This is a genomic window from Deefgea tanakiae (genome assembly GCF_019665765.1).
Lineage (GTDB): Bacteria > Pseudomonadota > Gammaproteobacteria > Burkholderiales > Chitinibacteraceae > Deefgea > Deefgea tanakiae.
In genome coordinates, this window is record NZ_CP081150.1 from 3,483,955 (window position 1) to 3,499,257 (window position 15,303).

Genomic DNA, 15,303 nt, shown 5'->3' on the forward strand with positions numbered 1-15,303 from the left:
GCGCCCTTGGTGCCCGTTTTTTTTGTCTACTAGATTTGATCCGCTGGCTGCTGATCGATGAGTTGAAGAAAATCTTTCGCGTCTAATTGCGAATCAACGGGCGTGGCGAGTGGGGTCGATTTTCCTTTTGGTGGTTTGGGTTGTTGAATGCCGGAATCAATACGTTCGATCATGAGTGGATAAAACGGGTTGGCCGACATCCGCGTAATGAAGTCCATGCTGACAATCAGCGCGCCGCGCTCGCCACGGGGGGCGAGTGTGCCCAGATGAATACCAAAGTATTCGTCTTTGACTGGATTTACCCCATACAGCGCATCGTCCATTGGGAAAGGAACTGCAACATGCGAGAGGGAGAAAATATCGGCAGGATAAGGGATGTCCAATGCTCGTTGGGTCGCAGTTGTCGCACCTGGCGCAAAAGTACGGGCGATGGTATTCAAGCTGTCTTTCTCGGCCGCATCGTTGCCAATTACCGTGATTTGGTATTGTTTAGGTGTGCTTGGCATCATGCGAGACAAGGCCGTTTCAGTGCTTGGGCGCAGCAGTGGGTTAAAATTGATTGAGCGGTTCGCATCAAACAGCATTAATTCACTGCCATTGTCAGGTAAGTGGGCATATAGGCCAGAAACAATCGCGGGGGTGCTGACGGTAAAGTCGAGTAGCGATTGGAAAGTGGTGATGGGGGCGATGTCTTTGAGTTTGCCATTTTGTGCGAGCAGGGCAATTTGCTCTTGTAGCGCCTCAGTTAAGCGGAAAGACTGGCGTGCGCCGTTGACTGGAAACGAGTTGTACTTAAATGGATTAAATTCAGGTACCACACTCAGCCACGCCGCTTTGGCAAACGAAGGCAAAATGGCTGGCCAACCTGCTACGCCAGCAAAACGCGCAAAGCGAGTTACACCGATCATCGGTGACAATAAAATGAGGCGGTCGGGGCGGGCGAGCGCTGGATTTTCTAATGCATCGGCAGCGTATTTCACCGCTAAAGCGCCACCGTTCGAGAAACCGACGATATGGAGTGGCAGTTCTGCTGGCGCGATGCGTTTTGCTTCACGAACGGCAAGGCGCGTGGCGGCCATCCATTCTTCCCAGCTCACATTTGTTAATCCTGCTGGCACAGTACCGTGCCCCGGTAGACGAATGGCGACCACTGCAAAACCATTGGCAACATAGCGTTGCGCGATATGCCGTAAGCTGTAAGGCGAATCGGTGAGCCCGTGCAATAACACCACGGCACCTTTGGGCTTGCCTGCAGGCTCAAGTACGTAAGAGCGGTTCCAATCGGTTTTAAAACTAGGCGGGTAGACGCTGGCTTTAGCGTGGTAGCGATTAAATTTTGTTTGCGCCGCTTCCGGCAGCTTACCAGTGACTTCGGAAAGAACTGCCTGGAAAATTTGTGTCTCTGCTTGGGTAAAATCTTGCCATTTTGCTTGGTCGAACTCGGCGATGCTCAATTCTTTGGGCACATAAGTATGCCAAAGTTCAAGCTCAGGAAAACTACGTAATTCAAATGCTCTGACTCCGAGTACGGTAAGTCCAATCACGACGACAATCAGTATTACGAGTTTGCTTACTTTGCGTAGTAAATGAAGCATCGCGGTGGATTCCAATCGTATTTTCAAATTTGGATGCCATCGTATTACAAAACGCCGTGTAAGGCGTTTTTAGCCGCAGCCTGCGCTATTTTTTACCACTGTGATGCTTGAGTAAGCTTGCCAGTGCTTGCTTGAGCGCGGGATCGTCGACTTGCTGGCTTAGTTCATTGAGTGCTGTTTTTGCTGCGTCGGGGATTTGTAAGTTCTTGGTTTGAATCGGATTTCCGTGTTGCAATGCAACTTGCACCTTCGGTCTAATTGCGGTAGCGTGCCAACCTGCCGAACCCAATGCGTGCAAGATATCGGGTGCGGCTTGGCGAATTCGCGTGGCTGCGGCACTAAATGGCACGGCAATCATCAATTCGCTTCCCGCCCATGCCACACCTTGGCAAACGTTGGCGACTTCTGCGGGTAGAGCACTTCGGACAATGTCCAAGATTTGATTGAGCGTATCCACTTGCTGCATGAGTCGTTTGAGCGAGTGGTCTCGATTCATTAAACCGTCGAAAGAGATATTTTTACGCTGCATAAGCGGAGAAACGCATGAACATTATTTTAGTTTCCAATCGGCTGGATAAGGCAATTTCACTAGGCCAGCGCGAACTGCTGGCCTTGGGTTTGATTTTAACGCTATTAATTGGTGCTGCGGCATTTGGATTGGGGATGTTGTTTGCGCCCAATCGGGTTGAGCCACTACTAAGATTAATGCCCGGCCAACATGATAGGCAAAGTGAAATTGATGCCTTGGCAGTGCAAGTAGGGCAGTTGCAGGCCAAGCTCACGCGGCTTGATGGCCTAGCTACACGAGTGGGCGATAAAACCGGCATTGATATTAAACCGTTTTTAAGTCAGCAAGCTGCACCGCAAGGTGGACTGGCTCAGCCAGGACAATCATTTTCATTGAGTGGGCTAGAGGCTTTGCTAGGTACGACTGATGGCAAAATGAGTGCTTTGATTGACCAGCTCACCTTGGCTGAGGCGGTTCTGTTGACGCCGCAGTCTGAGCATTTGCCACGCCACTCGCCCATGGTCATTGCGCCGCAGTCGTCTAGTTTTGGCTGGCGAGTTGATCCATTTACTGGCGCTCAGGTGTTTCATGAGGGTGTTGATTACCAAGGTGATACTGGCACACCTGTCGTCGCAGCAGCGACAGGTAAGGTGGTGTATGCGGCTTACCATCCTCAATATGGTAATATGATTGAGCTTGATCATGGTAACGACCTCACGAGTCGGTATGCTCACGCTAGCCGTTTGATGGTGAAAATGGGCGATACGGTCAAAGTGGGTGATACGGTGGCCTTGCTAGGTAGTACGGGGCGTTCAACAGGGCCGCATTTGCATTTTGAAATTCGCTACCGTGGCGTAGCGCAAAATCCCTTGCGATTCATTGATGCTGGCAATACAGCCGTTGCGCAGAAATGAAAGAATTGCGTGTCAGCTTGAAATTCCTTCAGGGTGGAACCACATAGGCGTAATAGCTTTTCAATTCGCCGATGTAAGAGATGTGCAAAAGTTTTATGGCAAGGCGTCCAAAGCCGCAGACAGTACAATGTGTACGTCAAGGCAAGACAACGATGTAAGACTGAGTGGCCTTAGGCTAAAACGTTTGCTTATCTACTTTTTAATTAAAAAAAGCCTACAAAAGGCTAAACAACTGGTAGCACAAGATGATCTCGACTCTGCTTAAAAAAGTTTTCGGAAGCCGTAATGACCGTTTGCTCAAACAATACGGTGCCATCGTAAAGCAGATTAATGCGCTTGAGCCTACCATGGCTGCGCTGACTGATGAGGCGCTCCGCGCCAAAACCGAAGAATTCAAAGCCCGTTTAGCCAAGGGTGAAACACTCGACCAAATCCTGCCCGAAGCCTTTGCCGTGTGCCGTGAAGGCGCAAAACGCAGCTTGGGCTTGCGTCATTTCGATGTTCAGCTCATTGGTGGTTTAGTACAGCACCAAGGCAAGATTTCCGAAATGCGTACCGGTGAAGGTAAAACCTTGGTAGCGACCTTGGCCGCTTACCTCAATGCATTGTCGGGTAAGGGCGTTCACGTGATTACGGTGAATGATTACTTGGCAAAACGTGACCGTGACACGATGGCCGTGTTGTTTGAATTCCTAGGCATGACGTGCGGCGTTAACTTGGGCCAAATGGCACACGAAGACAAAAAAGCGGCCTATGAGTGCGATATCACTTACGGAACCAATAACGAATTTGGTTTTGATTACCTGCGCGACAATATGGTGTTCACCGTCGGTGAGCGCGTACAACGCGGTATGAATTTCGCGATTGTTGATGAAGTGGATTCGATTTTGATCGACGAAGCGCGTACCCCGCTGATCATCTCTGGCCCTGCTGACGACAATACCGATTTGTATAAGGCAATGAATGGCATCCCAGGCCAATTGACAGCTCAAACTGAAGAAGAAGGTGAGGGCGATTACTGGGTCGATGAAAAAGCGCACACGGTGATGCTGTCTGAATCTGGTCACGAAAAGGTAGAAGCGATTCTGTCTGATATGGGTTTGTTACCAGAAGGTGAAAACCTTTACAACGCGGCACACATCAGCCTGATTCATCACTTGAACGCGGCACTACGTGCACACTCGCTCTTCAATAAAGACCAGCACTATGTCGTTATGGACGGCGAAATCATTATCGTTGATGAACATACTGGTCGTTTAATGTCGGGTCGTCGTTGGTCAGAAGGCTTGCATCAAGCCGTTGAAGCCAAAGAAGGCGTTGAAATTCAGCAAGAAAACCAAACGCTAGCCACGATTACGCTGCAAAACTATTTCCGCATGTACGCCAAATTATCGGGCATGACCGGTACCGCCGATACTGAAGCGTACGAATTCCAGCAAATTTATGGTTTGGAAACGGTCATTATCCCGACCAACAAGCCAATGCTGCGCGATGATCGCCAAGATCAGGTGTTCAAAACCGCGAACGAAAAATACAAAGCAATTATTGCGGATATTAAAAGCTGCGTAGAGCGCGGACAACCAACTTTGGTGGGTACAACCTCGATTGAGCAGTCTGAACTACTATCTGGCATTCTGACTGCCGATGGGATTGCGCACAATGTATTGAACGCTAAACATCACGCGAAAGAAGCCCAGATCGTGGCGCAAGCAGGCGCTACTGCTCAGGTGACGATTGCGACCAATATGGCCGGTCGTGGTACCGACATTGTGCTCGGCGGCAGTATCGAGCGTGAATTGAAAGAAATCGAACACGACGAAAGCTTGGATCAGGCGGCACGTGCAGCACAAATCGCGCAATTGAAAGCCGAGTGGCAAGTGAAACACGATGCCGTTCTGGCTGCAGGCGGTTTACATATTATTGGTACTGAGCGCCATGATTCTCGCCGTATCGACAATCAGCTTCGTGGTCGCTCTGGTCGTCAAGGTGATGCAGGTTCTAGTCGTTTCTACCTGTCGCTTGAAGATACCTTATTGCGTATTTTTGCCGGTGACCGCGTTGCCTATGTGATGGACAAACTCAAAATGCCAGAAGGCGAGCCAATCGAAGCGGGTATGGTGTCGCGTGCGATTGAGTCGGCACAACGTAAAGTGGAAGGCCGCAACTTCGATATGCGTAAACAATTGCTGGAATACGATGATGTATCCAACGAGCAACGCAAAGCGATTTATGGCCAACGCAATGAAATTTTGGAAAGCGAAGAAGTTTCCGCAACCATCAATGCGATGCGCAATAGCACGATTAGTGATTTGTTTGATCAATACATTCCACCTAATTCAATGGAAGAATTGTGGAATGCAGAAGGCCTTGAAGCTGAATTGGCTGAAATGCACATTGGTGTGAATGTGGCTGAGTGGGTAAAAAATGAAACTTCACTCACGATTGATGAAATGAAAGAACGTGTGTTGGCGGCTGCAAAAGCGGCCTACGATAGCAAAGTAGAGCAAGCGGGCGAGACGAACTTCCGTAACTTTGAGCGTTCAGTCTTGTTGCAGCATGTCGATCAACATTGGCGTGATCATTTGTCGGCTCTTGATCATTTGCGCCAAGGTATTCATTTGCGCGGTTACGCACAGAAAAATCCGAAACAAGAATACAAACGTGAAGCGTTTGAATTGTTCTCTAGCTTGCTGGATAACATTAAACGCAATGTACTGAAACTCATTATGACCGTGCAAATTCGCGGTCCAGAAGATTTGCCAGAAGTGCAGCAGCACGAAGTGCCAGAATCAGCGATGCAATTCTCTCATCAGGCGCTTGAAGAAATTCTAGCCAGCGGTGATGAAGAAAAAATTCGTGAAGCCTTGATGGCGGCGATGCAAGAAGACAGTGGAGTCAAAATCCAATTTTCAGGCGTAGGCCGCAATGACCCTTGTCCGTGTGGCTCAGGTAAGAAATACAAGCATTGCCATGGTCAATTGGCTTAAACGCCAGACCTCACAGAAAACCCCGCAAACTGCGGGGTTTTTTATTGCCTGCGTATTCATGATTGATTCAGTTCGGCTCCTTGATACTGTGAAAAACCAGTGTGATTCACGGAGAAACATTATGAAAATCAACTGCAGTAAATACATCGCAGCACTCCTTTTGAGCGCTGCAGCCTTGAGCGCGAGTGCCGCCAATGTCAGCGTAACCATTCATCTGGGCGATCCTGATTTTTATGGCAATATCGAAATGGGGCAGCGTTATCAGCCACAAGTGATTTATGAACGCCCGATTATTGTTCATCAATCGAGGTATAGCTACCCACCGCTTTATCTGCGTGTCCCACCAGGACATACTAAACAATGGAGTCGCCATTGCGCTGCGTATGGCGCGTGTGGTCGCCCAGTTTATTTTGTGAAAGATAGTTGGTATCGCGAAGCTTATCGGGATCGTTATTATCGCAATGACTATGATCGAGGACGTGGCCACGGTCATGGACATAACAAACATCGGTATGATGATTAGGCCGCGCTAGATCATTGGAGCGATGCTCTTTTTTAAACGTCAATAAAAACCCTGCAGAAAATGAGCAGGGTTTTTATTGTGGAGTTATAGGGGCAGGTTGGGGCGTGTTCAGTAAACGCTAGCTTCGCCCTCAGGCCGAGTTTTAAAACGCCGATGTAACCAATAATATTGGCTCGGATGTTCACGGGCGATGTCTTCGATGAATTGGTTCATTCGGGTCGTATCCGCCAGCATATCGCCACTCGGGAAATTTTCCCATGCAGGGTAATAACGCGAAACGACATGACCTTTGGCAATCGTTGTAATGACGGGAATGACGACGGCATTGGTCATTTCGGCAAGTTTACCGAGCATGGGCAAAGTTGCCGTGGAAACGCCAAAGAATGGGGCAAAAATGGATTGTTGGGGGCCCATATCTTGGTCGGGTAGGTAGTAAAACGGCAGTTTAGACTTCAGTGAACGCACAATAGATCGAATGCCATCTGTGCGTTTGATTAGGACTGGGTCATTATAGCGAGAGCGAATTTTAAGACTGATCTCATGAAAGACACCGCGTTGTTCTGCGTACATGCTGCTGCCTTTGTGGTCCATGATGTAGCCCATGCCACCGTAGTCTAAGCCCAGAAAATGCGGCACGAGCATGATAATTGGGCGATCTTGCACCGCAGTGAAATGCTCAAAACCTTCAATGTGTATGAGTCTGCGCAGTCTATTTTTACTGGCGTGCAGCAAGATACTGTAGCCCAGTAATGTGCTGGTCATCGCAATAAAGTGCTGGCGCAACACGGTGCGTCGGCGAGCTGGACTCCATTCAGGAAAGCACAATTTAAGATTAGTCAGCCCCACTTTACGACGGCGGCCGAAGATGAAAAATAGCAGTGAGCCGAGTGGAATCGCAATCCATTGCATGACACGAAATGGTAATAGGTGGAGTAACCACAGTAGTGCTGAGGCGAATTTGTATTTCATTCAGACGGCTCCGCGTTTGGTGTTTCGGGCGAAAGCGGCGCGCCCGCAGGGTGTTTATAGCGACTGTAACTCCAGAAATACTGCTCAGGTATTTGTTGGATTAAATTTTCAATATTCTGATTGAGTAGGGTGGCGTCGTGTTCGACATCGCCATTAAATTCGCCTACAAATGGCTGAATATGGAAACGATAGCCCTTGCCAATGCCTAGCCTTTCAACGTAGCACGGCAAAATGATGGCATTACTCGACTTCACCATCTTCGATAGTAGTGTCATCGTGTAGGCAGGCTTATTAAAGAAAGGCGCCCACACGCCTTCGCCACCACCGGGTGCTTGGTCGGGTAGTAGATACGCCACTCCGCCTTGTTTGAGTGTTTTGAGTAAAACACGCACGCCGGAGGCATTGGCAGGCGCGGGCTCAGCACCGCTGCGCGAGCGCGAATAAATCATTAATGGCTCAAGGTATGACTGCTTTGGAGGTCGGTATAGCGGTGCAAGCTTTTTAGGGATTAGTCCAGCGATGCATACACCCACCATTTCCAGCGCACCCAAGTGCGGTGAAACAAAAATAATCGGTCTGTCAGCTGCGAGCGCCGTTTCGACATGCTCCCAGCCGCGTTTTTCATGCACCAAGTCCATCAAATCAGTAATGGGTCTCATCCAGTGCACCAATAATTCTAATGCTGCAATACCGTGAGCGGGAATACTTGAGCGAAGTAATCGGGTATAATCGAGCTCATTTTTCGCAATCGCACTTTGTTTGAGATTGGTGGTCAGAACTTTGCGATGGTGGGCACTGCCCAGCCAGACCAGCCAACCGATCACCCAACCCAGTGCTTGCAACAAGGGCAGTGGCAATTTGGCCAGTAATTTGCAGAACGTCAGTAGCATAGTGGATGTTCGTCAATTGAAGACCTTAGATTGTAGCTGCGATTGGCCCGTCGTGGTCATGTAACCGAAGGTAATCCTCCCAATGAAAGATTTTCTATTTACTTCTGAATCCGTTTCCGAAGGTCATCCAGATAAAGTTGCCGATCAAATTTCTGATGCGATTTTAGACGCGATTTTCACCCAAGATAAACACGCCCGCGTTGCCGCTGAAACTTTGGTGAATACCGGTTTGGTGGTGTTGGCGGGTGAAATTACCACGCACGCTAATATCGATTACATCCAAATCGCTCGCGATACGATCAAACGGATTGGTTACGATCATTCTGACATTGGTTTTGATTACAAAACGTGTGCTGTTTTGGTTGCCTACGACAAGCAATCGCCTGACATCGCCCAAGGCGTGAACGAAGGCGAAGGCATTGATTTGGATATGGGCGCTGGCGACCAAGGCCTGATGTTTGGCTATGCGTGCGATGAAACACCGCAATTGATGCCCGCTCCGATTTATTACTCGCATCGCTTGATGCAACGCCAAGCCGAATTACGTAAAGATGGCCGCTTGCCATGGTTGCGCCCAGATGCAAAATCACAAGTGACGCTGCGTTACGATGGCGCTACCGGTAAAGTCAAAGAAGTCGATACCGTGGTCTTGTCGACTCAACATCATCCAGACGTGTCGCACGTGCAATTGTCAGAAGCGGTGATTGAGCAAATCATTAAGCCAGTATTGCCGAGTGAGTGGATTACTGAAAACACCAAATTCCTCGTGAATCCAACAGGTCGTTTTGTGATCGGTGGCCCAATGGGCGATTGTGGTTTGACTGGTCGTAAAATTATTGTTGATACCTACGGCGGTGCTGCGCCACACGGCGGCGGTGCTTTCTCGGGTAAAGATCCATCAAAAGTGGATCGTTCTGCTGCGTATGCTATGCGTTATGTAGCGAAAAACATCGTTGCTGCGGGTATTGCGAAGCAATGCTTGGTGCAAGTGTCGTACGCGATTGGTGTGGCACAACCGGTATCGATCATGGTTGATACATGGGATACCGGTGTGATTCCAAACGATCAAATCGTTGACATCATTAAAGAACACTTCGATTTGCGCCCGAAAGGCATTATCAAAATGCTCGACTTGTTACGCCCAATCTATAGCCGTACCGCAGCGTACGGTCATTTTGGTCGTGAAGAGCCCGATTTTACGTGGGAACGAACTGATAAGGTCGAACAGCTCAAAGCAGCGGCTGGCCTGAAGTGATAAAAAGGTGGACTGAGGTCCACCTTTTATTTTGTAGGAGTTTCAAAATGGCGATTTTAACAAGACTGGCTTCCCCTGCCGAATACCGCAAACTGAGCGCTTGGTTTATTGACGCTGGCCAAGCCGCGCCAACGCTTGCTGATATGGTGCTGCTGGCTGAAGACGAAGGCGAGTGGTGTGGCGGATTACGCGTGGTGATGGCGCGTGGCTTGATTCGGCTCGATAGCGTGATTGCGCGCGATGCCGATGTGTTGCAGCTTTTATTACAGCAATTGGGACGCTGGATTGGTCGCGAAGTGTGCTGGGCCTTGGTGCCTAAAGATGCGCTATCGGTGTATTTGTCTGAAGGCTTTATGCAGCAAGATACAGCGCCAGATACCCTTTTGGAAGAAGTGAAGGGCAGTGACTTGTTGATTGTGATGCGACCTGTGTTGCAAGATGCTGAAGCTACTGCAGAAATTGCCCAAGCCGCCAGCGGTGGCTTAGCGTTGCCAGCGGCCTAAGCTCAGCCTACCCACTGGTCGGCAGGTTTGCAGTTTAATCTGCTGCCAGCCGGCTGTTTTTGCGCTAGAATCCCGTCACCGAGGGGCGCTGCAGCCGCCGGCCTTATCCAGGCCTGGCGAGTCAGGCTCGGTACTATCCAATCCAACGGCGCTCACCATTCGTTCAAACCCTGCCGGGTTCGATGACGGTGAGCATCGACCCGGCCACATGGAGTATTATCGTGGCCGAATTCAAAGACTATCACGTAGCCGATATGAGCCTTGCAGCCTGGGGCCGCAAAGAACTCAACATCGCTGAAACCGAAATGCCGGGTCTAATGACCGTGCGTGACGAATACGCTGCCGCGCAGCCGCTGAAAGGCGCGCGCATTGCTGGCTCAATCCACATGACCATTCAAACTGGCGTTTTGATCGAAGCCTTGCAAGCTTTGGGCGCGAGCGTACGTTGGGCGTCATGCAATATTTTCTCAACGCAAGATCATGCCGCTGCAGCCATTGCTGCTGCCGGTACGCCAGTATTTGCTTTTAAAGGTGAGTCGCTCGAAGAATATTGGCAATTCACGCATCAAATTTTTGAATTTGGTGTGGATGCTAACGGCGCTCCACAATACGCGAATATGATTTTGGATGACGGCGGTGACGCGACGTTGTTGCTGCATTTGGGTACGCGCGCTGAAAGCGATTTGAGCGTGGTTGCCAATCCAACGAACGAAGAAGAAACCGTGTTGTACGCGGCGATCAAAGCACAAATCGCCAAAGATCCAACTTGGTATTCAGTGCGTTTGGCGGCGATCAAAGGCGTGACCGAAGAAACCACGACTGGCGTGCATCGACTGTATCAAATGTTCGAGCAAGGCAAATTGGCTTTCCCTGCGATTAACGTTAACGATTCAGTAACGAAATCGAAATTCGACAATCTCTATGGCTGCCGCGAATCGTTGGTTGACTCGATCAAACGTGCAACCGACGTGATGGTCGCAGGTAAAGTGGCGCTGGTCTTAGGTTACGGCGATGTGGGTAAAGGCTCAGCGCAATCATTGCGTGGCCTTGGCGCGACGGTGATGATTACCGAAATCGACCCGATTTGCGCATTGCAAGCGGCGATGGAAGGCTACCGCGTAGTGACTTTGGATGATGTGGTTGATCAAGTTGACATCTTCGTAACGACAACCGGTAACGTGAGCGTGATCGCCCACGAACACCTCGTGCGCATGCGTAATAACGCGATTGTGTGCAATATCGGTCACTTTGATTCTGAAATTCAAGTGTCTAGCTTGCGTCAGTACGAATGGGACAATATCAAGCCACAAGTGGATCACATCGTATTCCCTGATGGCAAACGCATTATCTTGTTGGCCGAAGGTCGTTTGGTGAACTTGGGTTGCGGTACGGGCCATCCATCATTTGTGATGTCAAATTCGTTTGCGAACCAAGTATTGGCGCAAATCGAATTGTTCACCAAATTAGATCAATACCCGGTCGGCGTGTATGTATTGCCAAAACACTTGGACGAAATGGTCGCTCGCCTGCATTTGAAAAAAATCGGCGCGAAATTGACTGTGTTGACCGATGAGCAAGCGGCGTACATCAATGTGCCAAAAGAAGGCCCTTACAAGCCAGCACATTACCGTTATTGATAACTTATTAATCTGCTAGCAGATTAAAGCAAAAGCCCCGATTTAAATTCGGGGCTTTTTCGTACGTATTGCTTGCTAAGCAATGATAAATATCATCTACAGTCAAATACCGTCTAGTTGTTTAAGCTGTCTTCAAGCTCGTGCACGCGTTGCTGCAAGGAGTGCCGTTTGAAGGTGGCCAAGCGTTGGCTAGTTTTCCCTGTGTTGATTTCTTCTGCAATTTCAAAATGCTGTTGCCAATGGGTAAACTCTAAGTCGGTCTGACCTTTTGCGGCATAGGTTTGTGCTAAACCTGCGTGCGCTAACATTAATAAATATTTAGCGGGAATACTGGCCGCGGCATCCAGTGCTTGCTGCATAAAATAATGACTGGAATGGGTTTCGTTTTGCGCTAAATGCAGCTCTCCAATCGCAATCATATTGACGACTTTTCCCCAATAATTGCTGCTGCGCCCATTGAGGGCAAATGCGCGTTCGAATTGTTGTTTTGCGGCTTCTTTTTGCCCTGCGTTTCGTAGTAAATGCCCACGATAATAGTAAAGCTCTGGTTCATATTCGCAAAAAGCCAGTTCAATTAGTGCGCTTTCTGCGAGATCTAGCGCTTGGTTTGAAGCCAATTCATTGTGTAAATGCAGTTGCGCTGCGGCGACGTTCAAATAGTGGCAAACGTGGATGTTTTTATCGGCAATCTCGCTCAGTAGTGGCGTGACTTTGAGGTGGGCTTCAAGGCTGCTTTGTGGGTCTTCATAAATAAAGAACAGTTTGCCGACTCCGATATAAGCGCGGGCGATTGCTTTGGGCCAACGACGCTCAAGACCAACTTCAAGTAATTGCAGCCACAAGTCCATCGCTTCATTATAGTTACCGGTGTCGTAGGAGACATCTGCGTGACAGTCAATCGCATCAATCCAAGCATCATCTAAGTCATTTTGTAGCGCTAATAGGCTTGCAGTGGCGGCGGCAGCTTCGCGCTCATCTTCTTTGGCACTTGGAATGGCACGAAATGCCAGTGCGATAATCAAGGCTGCCAAAGCTTGCGAATTGCGATCTTCAATGCTGGCGGCACGATCAGTGACAAAACGAGCGAGGCGTAGCGCTTCATCGGGGTCGGTATGGATCAAGCTACGCGCAATGTTGAGGGTTTCTTCAATCTCAGTGCGTAAATTGTACGTACCCATTATTTTCTCCTACCGCTTCGGTGCAAGCACGCATTATTTGGCGTGCTTAATTAAGTATATTAATAATTACTAATCCTATAGCAAATAAAAAAGCGGGCAAATGCCCGCTGGTCGATCTGCTTTTGAGAAAATTAAGCTTGGCCAGAGATAATCAGGTATTTGGCTTGTAATTCTTCTTTGCTTTCTTTGTGTTCTGGGTCGAGCGGGATACAGTCCACTGGGCAAACTTGCTGGCATTGTGGTTCATCATAATGGCCAACGCACTCAGTGCACAGGTTCGGGTCGATGACGTAGATTTCTTCACCTTGTGAAATCGCGCTATTTGGACATTCTGGTTCGCAAACATCGCAGTTAATGCATTCGTCAGTGATAATAAGAGCCATGGTTGACAATTCCTTAGTAAAATAGTCGGGTATTCCGTATGTTGGGGATTTTCCCACTTTCGAGCGTAAGTCACAACCTTACTGAGAGTAGGGTTGGAAAAAGTATCTAATTAAGCCGATGCACGGCACAATAATGCATATTTGACGGTGCCCGCTTTGCCCTCGCGCAAGACTTCCCACTCAGTAAGCTCAGGTAGCGTGGCGCATTCGATATAAACTCGCGCTTCGGGGGCGAGAAAAGGCACAATTTGCGGCAGAATTTCGTTAAGCAAATCGGTCGCAAACGGCGGATCAAGTAGTACTAAGTCGAATTGTTCTTTGCAGGTGGAAAGATAGCGTTCCGCAGTGCCACAGTACAGTTCGATGTGATCTGCCTTGAGAAGCTCCTTATTGCTTTTGATGGCGGCAAATACGGGCTTAGCCGCTTCGACCATGACCACTTTTTTGGCATTGCGTGAGGCGGCTTCAAAGCCGAGTGCGCCGCTGCCGGAAAAAAGGTCGAGGCACAGCATGCCGGTGCAATCTTGGCCTAGCCAATTGTATAAGGTTTCACGCACGCGATCTGGCGTGGGGCGCAGTGCTAAGGAGTCCGGAAATTTTAAAATACGGCGGTTATATTGACCGCCAATAATACGAACCTGATTTTTATGCTGTGCTGACATCACTGCTCCGCGTTAAAATCGCTACTAATCAACCATTTTCCTCGATTTGCAGGATACTCGCCAACGCCATGTTTAGTTTTTTTAAAAAAAAGAAGCCACCTGAGGCAGAAATTGTCGCAGAAGTTGTTACCGAAGTCGTCGCAGACGTAGTTCCAGCGGCTCCAGCCGCTCCGACGGCACTGCTTGATTCACCGATTGAACTACATTCTCCTGCCGAAATCGCACCTGAGATCGTTGCGAAGGTTGCTACGGTTGTCGAAGCGACTACGCCAGTACCAGTACCTGTTGCGCCGACTGTGGCAGCTGAAGCGCCGCGCGCCGATGCCTTTGTGCCGCCGAGCGATTTGGCCCAGCCGCAAGAGCGCCCTAAATTATCGTGGACTGAGCGTTTGAAGATGGGCTTGGCCAAAACGCGCGACAAGCTCGGTAAAAGTCTGGCCAGCGTATTTGGCGGTGGCCAGATTGATGAAGAATTATACGAAGAACTCGAAACCGTCTTATTGACCGCCGATATGGGTGTCGATGCGACGCAGCATCTACTTAAAGATGTGCGCGAACGTGTCTCGCTCAAAGGCTTGAAAGACTCCGGCGAACTTAAAGATGCGCTGAAAAGCAGTTTGACTGATTTAATCCAGCCTCTAGAGATTCCACTCGATGTATCGGGCCATAAGCCATTCATTCTGATGGTTGCGGGCGTAAACGGTGCCGGTAAAACCACCAGCATTGGCAAGCTGGCTAAATATTTTCAATCGCAAAATCTCTCGGTATTACTGGCGGCTGGCGACACGTTTCGCGCTGCGGCGCGTGAGCAGTTAGTGGTTTGGGGCGAGCGCAATGGCGTGCAAGTGATTGCGCAAGCGTCGGGCGATGCGGCGGCGGTAGCGTTTGACGCGGTGAATGCCGCCAAAGCGCGTGGCATCGATGTGGTGATTGTTGATACCGCTGGGCGTTTGCCGACGCAATTGCATTTGATGGAAGAAATCAAAAAAGTAAAACGCGTGGTGCAAAAAGCGGATCCTACTGGGCCGCATGAAATTATGCTGGTGCTGGATGCCAATACGGGGCAAAACGCGTTGGCACAGGTGAAGTCGTTTGACGATGCGCTCGGTTTGACCGGCTTGGTACTCACCAAGCTCGATGGTACCGCCAAAGGTGGCGTGATCGCGGCGATTGCTAAAAATCGTCCAGTGCCGCTGCGCTTTGTCGGCGTTGGTGAGTCGATTGATGATTTACGACCATTTGCGGCAAAAGATTATATTGATGCCTTGTTTGAGTAGGGTATTTTCATCAAGCCATTAT

At 49.3% G+C, this 15,303-nt stretch carries 14 protein-coding genes and 1 riboswitch; of the genes, 7 read left to right on the forward strand and 7 right to left on the reverse strand.

The window, feature by feature from the left end; genetic code table 11:
* Nucleotides 1–29 precede the first annotated feature (29 nt).
* Nucleotides 30–1,595, reverse strand: a complete 1,566-nt coding sequence (locus K4H28_RS16235; RefSeq protein ID WP_221006171.1) for an alpha/beta hydrolase — start codon at nucleotides 1,593–1,595, stop codon at nucleotides 30–32.
* Between the two features lie 85 nt (nucleotides 1,596–1,680).
* On the reverse strand, nucleotides 1,681–2,091 hold the full coding sequence (locus tag K4H28_RS16240; RefSeq protein ID WP_221006172.1) for a DciA family protein: 411 nt from the start codon (nucleotides 2,089–2,091) through the stop codon (nucleotides 1,681–1,683).
* Between the two features lie 47 nt (nucleotides 2,092–2,138).
* On the opposite strand from K4H28_RS16240, the gene K4H28_RS16245 reads away from it, so the two are divergent.
* The 3 genes from K4H28_RS16245 to K4H28_RS16255 all read left to right on the forward strand — a co-directional run bounded on the left by K4H28_RS16245 (nucleotide 2,139) and on the right by K4H28_RS16255 (nucleotide 6,527).
* Nucleotides 2,139–3,017: a M23 family metallopeptidase gene (locus tag K4H28_RS16245; RefSeq protein WP_221006173.1), complete on the forward strand. Its 879-nt coding sequence runs from the start codon at nucleotides 2,139–2,141 to the stop codon at nucleotides 3,015–3,017.
* Between the two features lie 245 nt (nucleotides 3,018–3,262).
* On the forward strand, nucleotides 3,263–6,004 hold the full coding sequence (secA, locus tag K4H28_RS16250) for a preprotein translocase subunit SecA (protein WP_221006174.1): 2,742 nt from the start codon (nucleotides 3,263–3,265) through the stop codon (nucleotides 6,002–6,004).
* A 121-nt stretch (nucleotides 6,005–6,125) separates the two neighbouring features.
* Nucleotides 6,126–6,527, forward strand: coding sequence for a hypothetical protein (locus K4H28_RS16255; protein WP_221006175.1), 402 nt, complete (start codon nucleotides 6,126–6,128; stop codon nucleotides 6,525–6,527).
* A 108-nt stretch (nucleotides 6,528–6,635) separates the two neighbouring features.
* Here K4H28_RS16255 and K4H28_RS16260 read toward each other — a convergent pair whose 3' ends face one another.
* Together K4H28_RS16260 and K4H28_RS16265 are read right to left on the reverse strand one after the other, a co-directional pair.
* Nucleotides 6,636–7,496, reverse strand: coding sequence for an LpxL/LpxP family acyltransferase (locus tag K4H28_RS16260; RefSeq protein WP_221006176.1), 861 nt, complete (start codon nucleotides 7,494–7,496; stop codon nucleotides 6,636–6,638).
* Complete coding sequence (locus tag K4H28_RS16265; RefSeq protein WP_221006177.1) at nucleotides 7,493–8,386, reverse strand: lysophospholipid acyltransferase family protein; 894 nt, start codon at nucleotides 8,384–8,386, stop codon at nucleotides 7,493–7,495. The genes K4H28_RS16260 and K4H28_RS16265 overlap by 4 nt, the downstream gene beginning before the upstream one ends.
* Before the next feature lie 82 nt (nucleotides 8,387–8,468).
* Between K4H28_RS16265 and metK the strand changes: the two genes are divergently transcribed.
* From metK to ahcY, 3 genes are all read left to right on the forward strand, one after another.
* Nucleotides 8,469–9,641, forward strand: a complete 1,173-nt coding sequence (gene metK / locus K4H28_RS16270; protein WP_221006178.1) for a methionine adenosyltransferase — start codon at nucleotides 8,469–8,471, stop codon at nucleotides 9,639–9,641.
* A gap of 47 nt (nucleotides 9,642–9,688) precedes the next feature.
* Nucleotides 9,689–10,144 (forward strand): hypothetical protein, encoded by a 456-nt coding sequence (locus tag K4H28_RS16275; protein ID WP_221006179.1) that lies wholly within the window; start codon nucleotides 9,689–9,691, stop codon nucleotides 10,142–10,144.
* A gap of 74 nt (nucleotides 10,145–10,218) precedes the next feature.
* Nucleotides 10,219–10,305: riboswitch (S-adenosyl-L-homocysteine riboswitch) on the forward strand.
* A gap of 60 nt (nucleotides 10,306–10,365) precedes the next feature.
* Nucleotides 10,366–11,781, forward strand: coding sequence for an adenosylhomocysteinase (gene ahcY / locus K4H28_RS16280; RefSeq protein WP_444542510.1), 1,416 nt, complete (start codon nucleotides 10,366–10,368; stop codon nucleotides 11,779–11,781).
* A gap of 113 nt (nucleotides 11,782–11,894) precedes the next feature.
* On the opposite strand, the gene K4H28_RS16285 is transcribed toward ahcY, so the two are convergent.
* From K4H28_RS16285 to rsmD, 3 genes are all read right to left on the reverse strand, one after another.
* Nucleotides 11,895–12,959 carry a tetratricopeptide repeat protein gene (locus K4H28_RS16285; protein WP_221006181.1) on the reverse strand — a complete coding sequence of 355 codons (1,065 nt, stop codon included), beginning with the start codon at nucleotides 12,957–12,959 and terminating at the stop codon, nucleotides 11,895–11,897.
* Between the two features lie 131 nt (nucleotides 12,960–13,090).
* Nucleotides 13,091–13,342 (reverse strand): YfhL family 4Fe-4S dicluster ferredoxin, encoded by a 252-nt coding sequence (locus tag K4H28_RS16290; RefSeq protein WP_173532981.1) that lies wholly within the window; start codon nucleotides 13,340–13,342, stop codon nucleotides 13,091–13,093.
* Between the two features lie 110 nt (nucleotides 13,343–13,452).
* On the reverse strand, nucleotides 13,453–14,004 hold the full coding sequence (gene rsmD / locus K4H28_RS16295) for a 16S rRNA (guanine(966)-N(2))-methyltransferase RsmD (protein WP_221006182.1): 552 nt from the start codon (nucleotides 14,002–14,004) through the stop codon (nucleotides 13,453–13,455).
* A 68-nt stretch (nucleotides 14,005–14,072) separates the two neighbouring features.
* Here rsmD and ftsY point away from each other — a divergent pair, with 68 nt between their 5' ends.
* Complete coding sequence (ftsY, locus tag K4H28_RS16300; RefSeq protein ID WP_221006183.1) at nucleotides 14,073–15,281, forward strand: signal recognition particle-docking protein FtsY; 1,209 nt, start codon at nucleotides 14,073–14,075, stop codon at nucleotides 15,279–15,281.
* Nucleotides 15,282–15,303 lie beyond the last annotated feature (22 nt).